17 protein-coding genes and 1 tRNA gene are annotated in these 14716 nt (G+C 68.0%); 15 read left to right on the top strand and 3 right to left on the bottom strand.

The features are described 5' to 3' along the window. Positions 1-12: 12 nt before the first annotated feature. Positions 13-86: transfer RNA gene (locus I3F54_RS07045), tRNA-Gly, on the bottom strand. Between the two features lie 574 nt (positions 87-660). On the opposite strand from I3F54_RS07045, the gene dcd reads away from it, so the two are divergent. Both dcd and I3F54_RS07035 read left to right on the top strand, forming a co-directional pair. After that, positions 661-1236 (top strand): dCTP deaminase, encoded by a 576-nt coding sequence (gene dcd / locus I3F54_RS07040; RefSeq protein WP_205386557.1) that lies wholly within the window; start codon positions 661-663, stop codon positions 1234-1236. Positions 1237-1244: 8 nt separating this feature from the next. Continuing rightward, entirely contained in the window at positions 1245-1754 is a 510-nt protein-coding gene (locus I3F54_RS07035) for a phosphoribosyltransferase (protein ID WP_240117746.1), read from the top strand. 259 nt (positions 1755-2013) lie between these two features. Here I3F54_RS07035 and I3F54_RS07030 read toward each other — a convergent pair whose 3' ends face one another. After that, positions 2014-3069 (bottom strand): HNH endonuclease, encoded by a 1056-nt coding sequence (locus I3F54_RS07030; RefSeq protein ID WP_240117745.1) that lies wholly within the window; start codon positions 3067-3069, stop codon positions 2014-2016. 515 nt (positions 3070-3584) lie between these two features. Further along, positions 3585-3752 (bottom strand): hypothetical protein, encoded by a 168-nt coding sequence (locus tag I3F54_RS07025; RefSeq protein ID WP_240117744.1) that lies wholly within the window; start codon positions 3750-3752, stop codon positions 3585-3587. A gap of 983 nt (positions 3753-4735) precedes the next feature. Between I3F54_RS07025 and I3F54_RS07020 the strand changes: the two genes are divergently transcribed. The 13 genes from I3F54_RS07020 (at position 4736) to I3F54_RS06960 (ending at position 14393) form a co-directional block, all read left to right on the top strand. Beyond that, complete coding sequence (locus I3F54_RS07020) at positions 4736-5563, top strand: helix-turn-helix transcriptional regulator (RefSeq protein WP_240117743.1); 828 nt, start codon at positions 4736-4738, stop codon at positions 5561-5563. Positions 5564-5660: 97 nt separating this feature from the next. After that, positions 5661-6062: an ATP-binding protein gene (locus tag I3F54_RS07015; RefSeq protein ID WP_240117742.1), complete on the top strand. Its 402-nt coding sequence runs from the start codon at positions 5661-5663 to the stop codon at positions 6060-6062. A gap of 175 nt (positions 6063-6237) precedes the next feature. Then, a complete protein-coding gene (locus I3F54_RS07010; RefSeq protein WP_240117741.1) occupies positions 6238-7089 on the top strand; it encodes a sigma-70 family RNA polymerase sigma factor in 852 nt (283 codons plus the stop codon). Beyond that, complete coding sequence (locus I3F54_RS07005) at positions 7086-7907, top strand: integrase (RefSeq protein WP_240117740.1); 822 nt, start codon at positions 7086-7088, stop codon at positions 7905-7907. The genes I3F54_RS07010 and I3F54_RS07005 overlap by 4 nt, the downstream gene beginning before the upstream one ends. 178 nt (positions 7908-8085) lie before the next feature. Further along, positions 8086-8433, top strand: a complete 348-nt coding sequence (locus I3F54_RS07000) for a hypothetical protein (RefSeq protein ID WP_240117739.1) — start codon at positions 8086-8088, stop codon at positions 8431-8433. A gap of 5 nt (positions 8434-8438) precedes the next feature. Then, positions 8439-9806 (top strand): FtsK/SpoIIIE domain-containing protein, encoded by a 1368-nt coding sequence (locus I3F54_RS06995; protein WP_240117738.1) that lies wholly within the window; start codon positions 8439-8441, stop codon positions 9804-9806. A gap of 85 nt (positions 9807-9891) precedes the next feature. Continuing rightward, positions 9892-10572, top strand: a complete 681-nt coding sequence (locus tag I3F54_RS06990) for a DUF2637 domain-containing protein (RefSeq protein WP_240117737.1) — start codon at positions 9892-9894, stop codon at positions 10570-10572. 16 nt (positions 10573-10588) lie between these two features. Next, on the top strand, positions 10589-10771 hold the full coding sequence (locus I3F54_RS06985) for a hypothetical protein (RefSeq protein ID WP_240117736.1): 183 nt from the start codon (positions 10589-10591) through the stop codon (positions 10769-10771). Then, positions 10771-10953 (top strand): mobile element transfer protein, encoded by a 183-nt coding sequence (locus tag I3F54_RS06980; protein WP_240117735.1) that lies wholly within the window; start codon positions 10771-10773, stop codon positions 10951-10953. The genes I3F54_RS06985 and I3F54_RS06980 overlap by 1 nt, the downstream gene beginning before the upstream one ends. Before the next feature lie 15 nt (positions 10954-10968). Then, positions 10969-11124 carry a hypothetical protein gene (locus I3F54_RS06975; protein ID WP_240117734.1) on the top strand — a complete coding sequence of 52 codons (156 nt, stop codon included), beginning with the start codon at positions 10969-10971 and terminating at the stop codon, positions 11122-11124. 24 nt (positions 11125-11148) lie between these two features. Further along, positions 11149-11454, top strand: coding sequence for a SpdD protein (locus tag I3F54_RS06970; RefSeq protein ID WP_240117733.1), 306 nt, complete (start codon positions 11149-11151; stop codon positions 11452-11454). Then, entirely contained in the window at positions 11451-12848 is a 1398-nt protein-coding gene (repSA, locus tag I3F54_RS06965) for a replication initiator protein RepSA (protein WP_240117732.1), read from the top strand. Before I3F54_RS06970 ends, repSA begins: the two co-directional genes overlap by 4 nt. Positions 12849-12971: 123 nt before the next feature. Next, positions 12972-14393, top strand: a complete 1422-nt coding sequence (locus tag I3F54_RS06960; RefSeq protein WP_240117731.1) for a recombinase family protein — start codon at positions 12972-12974, stop codon at positions 14391-14393. Positions 14394-14716: the final 323 nt, after the last annotated feature.

Genomic DNA, 14716 nt, shown 5'->3' with positions numbered 1-14716 from the left:
GGGGGTTTCGCGTGGAGCGGGTGACGAGAATCGAACTCGCGCTCTCAGCTTGGGAAGCTGATGTTCTACCATTAAACTACACCCGCGTAAGTTCCCGCCCGGCCGATTCGGCTCGGTGTCGGAACCGTCGCCCACTGTACCCCATCGCCGGCCCCCGCTGTTCGCGTCCGGGGATCCGGTGCGTGGTGAGGGGTGGGATCCGGGTGCGGGGGACCGGAGTTGGGGCGTACGGTGGAGGCCTTCGAGAGGGGCCGGACGGGTCGGAGTGCCGCCTGGAGGGTCGTCCCTTTCATCCCGTAATGTGGCGGTCGTCGTCACGGCATCCCAGCCAGACGTGACGCGGCTTATGGGGAAGGGACTCTAGGACTTGATGGAGCGCACCGTCGTCCGTTGTGCCGATGGGCACGTGTTCACCACCGCTTCGTTCCCGATGCAGCAGGCCGAGCGACTCGGGCCCGGCCGGCTCGTGCGGTGTCCTCGTTGCGCCCGGCTCCGCAGTGCGGTGCCGGTGACGTTCGAGAAGCGGTAGCGGCAGCAGGCGCCGCAGCCGCGGCCGGACAGCCGCCGGCCCCGGCCTGCGGCTGCGGCGCAGACAAGATCAACGGCGTGCGGAGCCGTCGCGATTGTCGGGGCTCCGCACGCCTTGCGTATCCTCGGGGAGTGCTTCTCTCAGACAAGGACATCCGGGCCGAGATCGACGCCGGGCGGGTTCGGATCGACCCCTACGACGAATCCATGGTGCAGCCGTCGAGTATCGACGTGCGTCTCGACCGGTATTTCCGCGTGTTCGAGAACCACCGCTACCCCCACATCGACCCTTCGGTCGAGCAGGCCGACCTCACGCGGATGGTCGAGCCCGAGGGCGACGAGCCGTTCATCCTGCACCCCGGGGAGTTCGTGCTCGCCTCGACGTACGAGGTGATCACGCTTCCGGACGACCTCGCGTCCCGCCTGGAGGGCAAGAGTTCCCTCGGCCGGCTCGGGCTGGTCACCCACTCCACCGCGGGGTTCATCGACCCCGGCTTCTCCGGCCACGTCACCCTGGAGCTGAGCAACCTCGCCACGCTCCCCATCAAGCTCTGGCCCGGCATGAAGATCGGCCAGCTGTGCATGTTCCGGCTCACCTCACCCGCCGAGTCCCCGTACGGCAGCGAGCGGTACGGCTCCCGCTACCAGGGGCAGCGCGGCCCGACCGCGTCCCGCTCCTACATCAACTTCCACCGGACCCAGGTGTGAGCGGCCAGATGAACGCCGTCCGGGAGAACCTGACCTACGAGGGCTTCGGGACGGCCGTCCGCGAACTCGCCCAGACCATCGCCGACGACGGCTACCAGCCCGATGTCGTGCTCAGCATCGCCCGGGGCGGCGTCTTCGTGGCCGGTGGGCTCGCCTACGCCCTCGACTGCAAGAACATCCACCTGGTCAACGTCGAGTTCTACACCGGCGTGGGGACCACCCTCGACATGCCGGTCATGCTCGCGCCCGTGCCCAACGCCATCGACTTCACCGACAAGAAGGTGCTGATCGCGGACGACGTCGCCGACACCGGCAAGACACTCAAGCTCGTCCACGACTTCTGCCTCGACCATGTCGCCGAGGTCCGCTCGGCCGTCGTGTACGAGAAGTCGCAGTCCCTGGTGAAGTGCGAGTACGTGTGGAAGCGGACCGACGACTGGATCAACTTCCCGTGGAGTGTTTTGCCTCCAGTACATAAGTCGGGTGAGGCGCCGAAGGAGAACAAGGAAGCGCTCTGACCTGCGGCTTCGCTGCGAACCTCGCGAGAGAGCGGTCCCCGCAGACGTTGAGAGCAGAGTGAGCAATCTTGAAAGCCGTCGTGGCAGCGATGTCACCGTGGGTTCAAATCCCAGCGCCTCCGCTCACTGAGCAGTGAGAACGGCCCCTGACCTGGGTTGACGGTCGGGGGTCGTTCTCGTGTCGGTTCTCCGAACCTGGCCGCGAATCCCCCTGGCTTCCCGCTCGATCGGGCACGGGTGGGGAACGGACCTTGGAGGGCTACGCTCGGTCGTTGGCGGGCTCTGCGGCGTCTGCGTTCTTCTGGGCGGGGATGTGTGCCGCGGTGTCCCGGCGGCTCATGATGATGTTCCGCAGTCCTTCTGGAGTCGGCCAAGGGGCACGGCGGTGGATCATGCGATGGCAGTTTGCACAGATGAGCGCAAGATCGTTCAGCTTAGTGCGGCCTTCGCCTGCCTCATGCAGGGGTACAACGTGGTGGCACTCGATGTAGCCGCTGCCGCGGTCACCGTAGACTTCTTCGAAGTCGAAACCACATGCCTCACAGGACAGCGCTCCGCCCTGCTTGAGAACGGCGGCAATCTTCTTTTTCCGCAGGCCCTTGTTCCGCTCCCGGCGCTTGTGCCGACTCATCAGCAGCCGACCTTCGGGCGCGCTGTAGTCGTCCAGGCCCTCGTCATCGTCCAGCGGCAGCGCCTGGAGGTCTCCCGCGGTGATGCCCTGCCGGATGAGCTGGGCTACCTCGGTCATCTCGGTCGGCCTCGCCAGGAACTCGTGCAGTACCTCGACATCGAGGGCGCCACCCTTGGTGGGCTTGCCCTGGTAGTCCGGGTGACGTGTGGCGATGTCGAATGTCTTGCGGGCCACCCCGTTGAGGTTGCGGAACGTCTCGTTGCGGTCGGCCTCAGCATGGATCGGCATGAGCTGCAGGAGGTCGGACAGCTCGATAACTCGACGGTCGTTGGCGTCTAGCCCCTTCCAATCGTTGGCCATCACGAGATGGCAGGCCAGGATGATTTCGTCGCGGGCCCAGTCAGGGTTCTTCACAGCCTTGACCTCGAAGCCGGCTCGTTGGAGCCATGCCGCGGCCTGGTCTTTCCCTCCGCTGAACTCCTCCGGCAGCAGCGCGCGTCCGTGATCCCACTTGTGCGCAACCCCGGCTATGGCCTTCGAGTCGTACTCTCGCCCCTCGTGCAGGAGCAGGTATGAGCGGGCCTCGCCGAAGTGGTACCTCGCCAGAAACTCTAACCGGCCCATCTCGTCGTACTCGGTGACGGCCTTGAGAACAGCATCCCGTGTGATCGCACCTTTGCGCATGACGGAAGCGTACGAGCGGCCACGGACAGTCATGACCGGATGTCGAGAAGATCAGAGGTCCCCCGACCGTGCGGTCAGACGACCTTCTTCAGATGGCGGGACTTCTCTCGGGCCTGGAGCACCAGTTTGGAAGATCGCGTATGCGTATGTGACCTGACCTGGCGAGACGTTGACCTGCGCATCCTCTGCTCGGTCCCCGCAGCTCCCCGCTGTTGCCCTCTCCATACCCCGACATCGGGCACGCAGAGGGCACAGGCTCGCCTCTGCCGCTCTCGCGGCACTCGGATGGCCTCAGAGTTCGGCGGTGAACTCCTGGGCCTCTGTGCGGGCGTGTGGAGAGCACTCCTCGGGCCGCCGCTCATCCGCTGAAGGTAGCGCCCCGTGCTACTCGCAACGTTGAGTCGGGTGCCAGCAGGTCGATCATGGCTCCCTGGCGGCTGGAGGGGCCCGCCTGACGACGGTCTTCCAGCCGCTGGGGGCTGATTTGCATCCGGTCGTGCGCGGCGCTGGCTGTGTCAGGTAAGCGCGACGGGCACGGTACCCGGCTGCGGGAGGCGCGTAGTGATCGCCTGCACGACGATCAAAATGATCACCGTGACCATCAACCATGTAGCTTGGCGAAGCAGGGTAGTCACCGCGTCGGCATTGATCACGCATGCCATGACCACGGCGAGCGAGATCATGATTTTCTTGCGACTGTGAGTCCCGCATGCGACAGTTTGAAGCAGGTGGGTGTCAAGTACCGACAGTCCACCGGGGCCCGGGATGGGCATACGTCCTCCTTGGTTGTCAGGAGGGCGCGCCCGGTACCTCTTCCCAAAGGCGGGCGCGCCCTTCGGTCTTGGCACTCCAAAGGTATGGCACGCGCGTGACAGCAGGTGCCCGTCACCTTCGCTCATCTACCTGTCCTCGACCTCGCGGCCGAGTCGAACTATGTAGAACTAAGTAGAACTAAGGCCAACTTTGGCAAACCAGCGTCACCTCGCTGACCTGCAACGACTTGCGTCCATACCACACGTCGCCGACAAGTTGCACTGTCATCGCCGGTGATATGGATGTATCGCGTGGCTCTATGGGGTGTTTGTTCTGATTTGCGGCGTGATGAAGGTCACTTAATCTGATGGCGGGTCGGCTTCATCTGCCGATCACCACCACCCTCCCCAGCTCCCATCCCGTCCGCCGTCGACCCACACACCGTGGAGCGGGCGTGGTTCAGGGCGTCAAGGTGGAGCGCGCCACTGTACGAACGACCTTGACGCCCTGAACCACGTGCGCTCGGCTCTGCCTGGGTCGATGGTGGACGGGATGGGAGCACCCCGCGCACGCCCCTACGGACCTGCACCCGGGAACGGCGCCCCCTCCATCCCGGTGCCGGCCGATCCCCCGCCGGAGGCATCGTCTTGACCGTGGTCGCGCTATGCGGTGCTCGACTCATGGGGCCGTAGTTCGCTGCGGCCCCAGGGGCCGGCCCCTGCGCCGTAGGCGTGTGGGGGCCGGGCCCAGGGGCCAGCCCGCGCCTCGCGCGGGCCCTTGATGAGGTAGGGAAACCTGTAACAGGTGATCACGTTGGGGCGTCAGGATCGGATGGTCATCGCCCTTCAGGCCTCTGGTGTCCGCTGCCTCGTGGTGTAGAACCCTGGTTATGGGGAGTGAGCGGCAGGATCGGATGAAGGCGCTCGGGACGCGTCTTCGTGGACTACGCACCGAGGCTGGTCTGACTGGTGCCTTGCTGGCGCAGCGGGCCGGGGTCGGCCAACCGACCGTGTCGAAGGTGGAGACCGGTCGGATGGTCCCCAGTACCGACGTCCTGGGCCGACTGTCTCGTGCTCTCGGCCTCGACGAGCCGACCGCCCGGGAAGTACGTGACCTCCTGGTCGCCGTGGAAGCCGCACCGCATGCTGTCGAGACGCCCAGCACTGAGGTTCCCTACGGGACACCCCTTGACGAGGTGGCGCGGTCCGCTGGGCTGATCCGTTCCTTTCAATGCGTGGTCCTGCCAGCCATGCTCCAGAGTGCGGAGTACGCCCGGCACGTCTTCGACAGTGCGCCGGACTCCACTCCTGAAGGCGTCGGCCGCGCGGTCGCTGCTCGTGTGGAGCGGCAGAGTCTCTTGTACGAGCCTGGGCGCGAGTCGGTGTTCGTGCTGACGGAGGGTGTGTTGCGCACCTGGCCGGGCAGTCCTGCGCTGATGCTCGCCCAGCTTGACCGGCTGCTTGCTGTCGAGAGTCTGAGCACGGTCCGGCTCGGCGTCATCCCCTGGAGCCGCGCCGTGCCCGTCATGCCTCGTCACGGGTTCACCCTGTGCGATCAGGCGGCGGTGGTCGTCGAGACGTTCCGCGGTGAGCGCGTACTGGACGGCTCCGCGGAAGTCGCCGCGTACGAGGACACGTTCACTCGCTTCGAAGAGGCGGCGATCTTCGGGTCTGACGTGCGGGAACTGCTGCTCCGGGTCATGGAGGACTTCCGGGATCTGGGCGGCCCGACCACTCGATAGAGGAATAATTCCTCATGATGCCTGGCTTGCTGGCCACGCACAGGAATACTCTGCTCACTGCACCGTCTAGCCCCCTAGACGCGAAGGAGTGTTCCGCATGCCCAAGAAGTGGTCCCGCATCTTCCCTGGTCAAGCCTGGCAAGTGGCCGAAGCTCGTCACTTCGTCGCCGCGTTGCTTGAGGGGGAGGCCTCCGCCCTCGTCGATGACGCCGTACTCGTAGTCGGCGAGCTGGCGGCCAACGCCGTACGGCACACGCGTAGCGGCTGGTACCGGGGATGGTTCCTCGTGATCGTCGGCTTCACCGACGACTTCGTACGCATTCAGGTCGTCGACCAGGGCGGCGACGACGAGCCCATGGTGCGGAGTGTGAACGCTCCGCTGGATCGGGGCGGCCGTGGGCTGATGCTGGTCTCGGCCTGTGCGAAGGGCTGGGGCGTCAAGGATCGGCGCGACGGCGGGCGCTGTGTCTGGGCGGACCTGGCGCGGGTGGGCCTGTGAGGGTGCGCCGCGCGATGGCGATCCATGGCTGCCGCGCGGGCGTCGGAGAGTGAGCCCCAAAGGTGTGCCTCGTCGCAGGGCTGGGTTCTACGTGATCGGTGTCCGATCCGGACGGCATCTCGCGCCTGTTCTGTCTAGGGCCCTAGACTCCTGGTTACTGCTAGGAGGTGAAGTCATGTCGGACGAGTTGCAGCGCATCATGGCCATCGAGGACCCGTACCTGCTCCTGAGGGAAGTCACGACCCGTTTGGCCGACGCGCAGCAGGAGGTGACCGAACTCGCCCGGCTTCGTCGCCGTGTGGTTCAAGATCTCCACGCGCAAGGGCTGTCGTACGCGCAGATCGCGACGAAAGCCGGCCTGAGCCGCGGACGAATCCACCAGATCCGCCACACCGGCCCGGCGCCGGAAGGTGCCTTCTTCGGGCGGGGAGCGGTCACCATCGCGACTCCACTGCGGCGGGATGACGCGCGTGGGCGCACGGTCGTCGCCGTGGACGACGTCAGCTCCGGCAAGGGCCTGGAAGGCCTCGCGCGATCGTACGGCCTCGACGTCACCTCCGAACACGTGCCGGTGAGCGGTGAGATCGACCTCAACCGTGACGGCCTGATCGTCGTCTGCGGTCCGCGCATGTCTCAGCAGATGTGGGACACCTACGCCCAGGATCCCGTACTGCACTGGGAGCAGGCGGAAGACGGGCCGTGGACGCTCATCGACCGGCGAACCGGCACCGTGTACCGGTCCGGGCAGGACAGCGATCCGGCACGGTCGTTCGACGTCGGGTATGTCGGTCGGCTGCTCCGGCCTGACGGCAAGGGCTCGTTGCTCGCGATCGCCGGTATCCACACGCAGGGTTCGCTCGGCGTCGTGCAACTGCTCGCCTCCGACCTGAACGCCCTGTGGGGACAGGTGGGCGAGCATCGCTTCTCCACCCTGGTCGGCGTCGAGTACGACCCCGAGACCAGCGAACCGCGATCCGTCGAACTGCTCACGCCCCTCTACCGGCACGACGAGGAGTCGACGGCGTGAGGGTCGCTCTCGACTCGCAGCCCGCCGAACCGGGCCGTGAGAACGAGGACTTCGCCGCCGCTGCTCCCGGTGCTGCTGTGCTCCTGGACGGCGCGGGAGTGGCCGGCGCGGAAACCGGGTGCTCGCATGGCGTCGCCTGGTTCTCCTCGACACTGGGCGGGCTGCTGCTGAGTGCCCTCACAACGCGTGCCGCCCGGCCCCTGCACGAGTGCCTGGCCGACTCGATCCGAGCTGTCCGGTCCCTGCATGAGAACGATTGCGACCTGGTCCATCGGGCCAGTCCCACCAGTACCGTCGTCGTCGCACGCGCCCGTGCGGGGGTCCTGGAATACCTCGTTCTCGGAGACTCGTCCCTCCTGCTGGGTGATGTGAGCGGGGGCGCGACCGTCGTCACCGATCGGCGCCTGGACGAGGTCGGCAAGCGACTGCGCGGAGCAGTGGACACGTTGCCGACGGGTTCGCCCGAACATGCCGCCGCCCTGGCCGAGTACCGCGACGCCCTGACAGGGCTCCGGAACCGGCCGGGCGGCTTCTGGATCGCCGGGCCTGATCCGCGGGCGGCCGATCATGCCGTCACCGGTACGGTGCCGCTGGCCTCACTGGCCTCCGTGACGCTGCTGACCGACGGCGCGACGCGGCTCGTCGACCGCTTCCAACTCGCTGGCTGGGAAGAGTCGTTGGTAGTGCTCAGCTCTATCGGTCCAGCTGAGTTGATCCGCCGTGTGCGAGAAGCGGAGGCTGGCGACCCTGAGGGGCGACGTTGGCCGCGTGGCAAGGCGCACGACGACGCCACCGTCCTTCACTGCGTGCTTCCGTAGCTCGTACCTGCCGCCCGAGACTCGCCCGTATACCCCCCTAGACAGTTGACGGGGCGTCGGTTTACTGTTGGTGTCAACCCCCCTAGGCAGTTGGGGTGGCCACTCCCTGCGCTGTCTAGGGGGGTATCCAGTTCGAGCGGGGCTCAACAGGGCGCCGCCTACCAGTGAGGTTCAGGAAATGCGTGTCATCCCCGTAGACGCCTCGGCCGCAACGCTGCTCGTCACCAAGCTGCCCGAGGTGAAGGTGAAGGACCGTCAGACCGGCGAAGTGGCCGTGGACCCGGTGACGAACCAGCGGCTCATGGTCCTGGAGCTGGTGTTCATCGCGCAGGGCGGTTCGGACATGATCAAGGTGACGGTTCCGGAGGCGGGTGTCGGTGAGGGCCTGGTGATGGGTGTGCCGGTCGTTCTGTCCGGCTTGGTCGCCCGTCCGTGGGAGAGCGAGTTCGGCGGCCGGATGCGTCACGGCATCGCCTACCGGGCGGACGCCGTCATGGTCACCGCTCCCGCGTCGGTGAAGGGCTGAGCGCCGTGGCCGACACCGTGTGGACCCTTGTGCTGTGCCTGGTGGCGCTCGTCGCGCTGCTGCTGCGTCGGCGTATGCCGGTCGTGTTCTGGTGGCTCGTCGGGTATCCGCTGGTCGCGCTGCGCGTGGTCACCACCTACCGGGCCACGATGGACGCCTGCGGCCTGACGGTCCCGGCCTCGGCCGTCCGCCGGGCCACGGCTCGGCTGATCGGGCGCGAAGCGGCTCCTGTTCCGCCCCGTCGGTCGTTCCCGTTGCCGACCGGGTCCGGACTCGTCATGCGGCTTCGGATGGCGGCCGGGCAGGCACCGGAGGACTTCATTGCCTCGGCCGACCGGTTGCGGCATGCGTGGGCCGCTCACGCCGTCCACATCCGGCCGACCAAGCCCGGTTGGCTCGAACTGCGGCTCATCGGCTGGGATGTGCTCGCGGACGTGCGGCGTCCTCCGCGGCGGCTGAAGGGCGGGGACCTGCTCACGCTACCGCTGGCGCTGCGTGACGACGGGCGGTGGCATGTCCGGGATTTCCGGGCCGTGCCGCATGAACTCATCCTCGGTGCAACGCAGTCCGGCAAGTCGGTGTACCTGCGCAACCTGCTCTGCGGCCTCGCTCGCCAACCGGTCGTGCTTGTCGGGATCGACTGCAAGTGGGGCGTCGAACTCGCGCCGTTCGCGCCCCGCCTGTCGGCGCTCGCCGATTCCCCGGACCCGGCCGACGAACTCCTTGACGCACTGCTGGAGGAGATGGAGGCGCGGTTCCGGCTGATCGGACTCAGCTCCGCCGTCGGACCGGACACCGTCCTCACCTCGGACGTGTGGGGGCTGCCCGAGAAGGTACGGCCCGTTCCGGTCGTGGTCGTCGTCGACGAGGTGGCGGAACTCTTCCTCGCCGCGAGCCGGGACGACGAGAAGCGACGTGACGCCATGGTCACCAAGCTCATCCGCATCGCCCAGCTCGGCCGCGCGGCCGGCATCTACCTGGAGGTGTGCGGGCAGCGCTTCGGCTCCGAACTCGGCAAGGGCGCCACCATGCTCCGCGCCCAGCTCACCGGCCGTATCTGCCACCGCGTGAACGACGAGTCCTCGGCGAACATGGCGCTCGCCGACATCTCCCCTGAAGCCGCGCTCGCCGCAACCGCCATCCCCGCGGAGCGTCCCGGTGTCGCCGTCGTCGGCGACTCCTCCGGCGGCTGGGCCCGCGCCCGCTCGCCGCATCTCACCCTCGACGAGGCCGCTGCCGTCTGCGGCGCAACCTCCGCCCTCGTGCCGGAACTTCCCCGGCTCGACGCCTTCCGGCCCGCCGTCGCCGTCGAGCCTGCCGGACCGGCCTCCGTCGCCGGCGCCGCACCGACCGTGCGCCCGGCGGCCGAGTAACCACCTCTGTTCCCACGGTCGGCGTGACCGCCTCGCGCCACGTCCCTACCCCTCCCATGCCTCGAACCGGAAGGAGGACGAGCCGATGCCTGCCCGCCTCGCCCGCGTGGACGCCGTGATCGTCCAGGCCGTCATCGCCGGCGCTCTGTCCTTCGCCCACCTGCACGACCTTGCGGAGGCGGCAGGACAGGGCGGCTGGAAGGCGTGGGCCTACCCGGTCAGCGTCGACCTGCTGCTGGTCGCCGCTTGGCGCCGGATGCGCGCACATCAGCGTGCCGGACAACCGGCCGGGGGAGCGCGGCTGTGGTTCCTGGTCGCCCTATCCGCGTCCCTCGGCGCCAACGTGGCCACGGCCGGCCTCCTCGACCTGGACCGTGTCCCCGCGTCGCTTCGCGTGGTGGTGGCGGGGTGGCCGGCCGTCGCCTTCTTCGGCGGAACGCTCCTCGCCCACGAGCCCCGAACTCCTGAGAAGCCTTCGGCCTCGATGTCCCCGGCCCCGGACGCCGAACAGCCCTCCGCTCCGCCCACGGTCGACGAACCTCAGCGTGACGCCTTCCCGGCCTCGCCACCTCCCGCTGCTCCCGACGCGGCAACCACCCCGCCCCCGGCTCCTGTCGTCGCTCTGCCGCCCGCCCTCGTCGACCGCGTCCGCGCTCTCGCGGCAGAGCACCACGCCACCACCGGCCATCCCGCCGACCCCGACGTCGTCCGCGTCCGGCTCGGCCTGCCTCCGTCCATGACGCCCGCCGTCGCCGCCCACCTCTGACAGGGAGACGAACGCCATGCGCCCCGCCATCCGCTCGGCCCTGGAGCACGCCGCAGAGCTGACCCGCCGCAACCGGCTCGTCGATGCCCTCGCCCTCGGTGAGGCCGCGATCAACCAGGCCACCGACGCCGAACAGCCCGAGATCCGGCAGTGGCTCGCCGACCACGTTCGCGACTTCACCGGAGAGGACGCCCACTGATGACCGGCCCCAGGTTCCGCAACGTCCGCCGGATCGGCCCGGTACAGGTCGCCTCCTTCCTGGCCCGCGGCCGTCACCGCCACCTCGCCGCCTGCACGGCACCCAACTGCGACTTCTCCGCCGAGTACGACAGCCGCGCCGCTGCCGAACTCGCCGCCCGCACCCACCGCTGCAAGGCCTGACGGGAGATCACCGCCATGAACGTCCCGCTCTGGTTCGTCGTGCTCGTCGTCTCCGTGCTCGGCGTCCAGCTCGCCCGCCCGCCGCGCTGGCTGGTCGCCCTGCTCCTCCTCGGGGGCTACCTCGTCGCGCACAGCGTTCTCGCCCCTGTCGTCGCCGCGCTCCTCGACTGATCGCCCGCAGAAAGGATCACCCGCGTGTTCACCCCGAAGTACCCGCCCCAGGACACCGCTCCGGCTCCCACCCCCACGGCTCCCCCCGTCTACACCCCGGTGCCCTACGCCCCCGCGCACACCCCGGTTCCGGCCGCACCCTCCGCCGACCGGCCCACCGTTCGGCTCACCGCCGGCAGCACGCTCGCCCTGGTGGCCGGCGGCGGCGCCGTGGTCCTGGTCGTGGGCGCGGTCCTGGTCTCCATGCTCCTCGCGGTCGCCGTCACCGCCGCATCCGTGACGGTCTGCGCCGTGGTCATCCGCTCGATCCTCAAGGAGAACCGGGCGTGACCGACTCCGCCGTCGTGGCGGGCCTGGACCCGGCCACCCTCGCCGACCTGCTGAGGCTGGCCGGCTCCCCCGGCTTCGACCGAATGCAGGACCAGATCCGCCGCACCGGCGGCTGCTCCAACCCGATCCACCTCCAGGGCTCCACAGTCACCCGTGACCGGGCCACCGGCCGGGTCCTGCACAGCTACACCACGGACAGCGAACCCGGCCGCCGTCTCCGCATCGCCTGCGGAAACCGCCGCGCCTCCCGCTGCCCCTCATGCGCCTGGACCTACGCCGGGGACACCTACCACCTGATCCGCGCAGGCCTGGTCGGCGACCCCGTCAAAGGCACCCCGGACACCGTCCGGGATCACCCCCGGGTGTTCGCCACCCTGACCGCCCCGTCGTTCGGGCCGGTCCACAACCGTCCGGGGAACCGGCCCTGCCGCTGCGGCACCCGCCACGCCGAGGACGCCCCGGAACTCGGCACTCCCCTTGATCCGGAGACGTACGACTACGCCGCCGCCGTGCTGTGGAACAACCACGCTTCGGAACTCTGGCGGTACTTCACGATCTACCTGCGCCGGGAGATCGCCAAGCGGGCCGGACTCACGCAGAAGGACGCCCGCGAACAGTCCCGCGTCTCCTTCGGCAAGGTCGCCGAGTACCAGAAGCGCGGGGCCGTCCACTTCCATGCCGTCATCCGCTTCGACGGCCCCGAGGGACCGGACTCCCCACCCCCGACCTGGGCCACCCTGGACCTCCTCACCGACGCGATCAAGGCTGCCGCCGCCCGCGTGGCGGTCGACGTGCCCCCGGCCGGTGACCAGCCCGCCCGAACCCTGCGCTGGGGCGCCCAACTCGACGTGCAGCCCATCGGCGCCTTCGGCGACGGCGAGGAGATCACGGAACAGGCCGTCGCCTCCTACGTCGCCAAGTACGCCACCAAAGCCGCCGAGACCACCGGCACCGTCGACCGCCGCGTCGGAAACAAGGAGGCCCTGGACCTCCTCGACATCGCCGACCACCCCCGCCACCTGATCGAAGCCTGCCTCGACCTCCACCCGCTCTACCCGGACCGCAAGCTCCGGGACTGGGCCCACATGATCGGCTTCCGCGGCCACTTCTCCACCCGCTCCCGCCGCTACTCCACCACCCTCGGCGCCCTCCGCCAGGTCCGCGCCGACTACCGCGCTCAGCAGCAGCGCGAAGCCCTCGGCCTGCCCGACCCCGACGCCGCGGAGGCGACCACCCTGACCCTCGCCCACTGGACCTACGCCGGACACGGCCACACCCCCGGCGAATCCTGGCTCGCCGCCAACATCCATCGCGATATCCAACTCAACCGCGAGACCGCCCGCGAAGCGCTCGCCGACGGGGATGGGGGTGACTCGGATGTCTCGCAGGGCTGAGCCCGCAAAGCGTGAGCCTGTGATGTCGAAGGACGAATGGATCGCGAAGCACCTTCGCCATGCGCCGACGAGGGATGAGGAGTGGGTGCATCGCCTACTCGTTCTCCAGGGGAGGGCCTAGCGGTGGCGCTCAGGGTTGCGGTTTACACGCGCATCTCGCGGGATGACGAGGGTGATGGTCTTGGGGTCGCACGCCAACGTGAGGACTGCGAGCGTCTTGCGGACCTTCGGGGATGGGCGGTTGCCAAGGTCTACGAGGACAACGACGTCTCCGCGTACAAGCGGAATGTCCGGCGGCCTGAGTTCGAGCTGATGCTGAGCGACTTGGCGAATGGGCTGATTGATGGTGTCGTGGCCTACGACCTCGATCGGCTCGCGCGTCAGCCCAAGGATCTTGAACGTCTCATTGATCTCTTTGACGAGCGCAAGCGACGGGTGTTCGCCACCGTCACCAACGACGTGAACCTCGGTGCGGCCGACGGCCGCACCATGGCCCGTGTGATGGTGGCGTTCGCGAACAAGTCGTCTCACGACGCGTCCCGTCGTATCCAGCGCAAGCACCTCGAACTGGCACGACAGGGCAAGTCCAGTGGTGGGCCGGCCCCCTATGGCTGGCAGTCAGACGGTCGGACCGTCGACCCTGTTGCCGCAGAGCACATCCGTGCAGCGCAGAGTCAACTGCTGGCCGGTGTTCGCATCGGCACCATCCGGACGGATTGGCAGCGCCGGGGCCTCGCACATCCCCGTGAGGGCACCACGCGGCTCCCTCACCATCTGGTCGAGCGCATGCTGACCAACCCGCGGCTGTGCGGTTACCGCACCTATCGGGGCGAGATCCTTCTCGATGATGACGGACAGCCGGTCATCGGTCAGTGGGAGACGATCAACACCGTTGAGGAATGGGAAGCGGTGTGCGCTGTGGTTGCAGAGCGTAAGCAGAAGTTCCCCGGCCGTTCGCTGGCGCGGAAGTATCTGCTGTCCGGGATCGCTCGCTGCGGACTCTGTCACGCCAAGATTCGAGGGCAGATCAACAGGCGACGGAATGCGAACTCCAAGGGTTCTACCTTCAGCTATCAGTGCTCCGTGGTGAACGGTGGTTGCGGGAAGGTAGGACGAGCTGGTGAATCCGTCGACGAGTTCGTGATCAGCCTCGTTCTGGCTGAGCAGCGAGAGAGGGCCGCAAGCACCACAGTGCAAGGGGATGAGCCGTGGCCGAACGCTTCCGCACTTGCTGATGTTGAGGCGGACATCTCTGCCTTGACACAGGCTGCAAAGGTCAAGGAGATCACCGTCTCGACCCTGCTTCAGCTCCTGCCCGACCTGGAGCGACGGCGTGACGAGTTGAAACTGGAACGGGCACGGCACAGCAAGGATCGGCGGCAGCCGGCCACACTGACCGTCGACAGCAACGAGGACTTCCGGTCTCTCCCGATCGAGCGTCAGCAAGCCCTGATCTTGCACAGCCTGTCGACGGTTCTCATACATCCCGCCGGGAGGGGGAAGCGCCGGTTCGACCCGAGTTTGATCGAGCCCGTGTGGCGCTGACCGCAACGAGTGACCCACCAGCACCCCAGAACGCGAGGCTGAGCATCCGCCGGCCTCGCGTTTCCGTGCGTCTGCCCTGGCTACCGCGTTGACCTGCGTAAAGGTACCTGCGGAACTACCCTCATCCAGTCAACGGCGTCTGGAGTGTCCTGCCGCCCGTGCACAGGTCGGGAGACGCGCCCAGGGCGAACAAGGAAGCGCTCTGACCGGCGGATGACGTCGGGGTGAGGAGCGGAGGGCGGTGAGCCGGGTCGACGGTGCCGCCGCGGCCCGTCCCGCCGACGGCCCCCTCGTGGCGGACAGTGACGGCCCGCCGGCATGTC

This window comes from Streptomyces sp. MUM 2J (assembly GCF_022414535.1).
In the GTDB taxonomy this organism is placed as follows: Bacteria; Actinomycetota; Actinomycetes; order Streptomycetales; family Streptomycetaceae; genus Streptomyces.
This window is presented reverse-complemented; position numbering and strand designations above follow the sequence as displayed.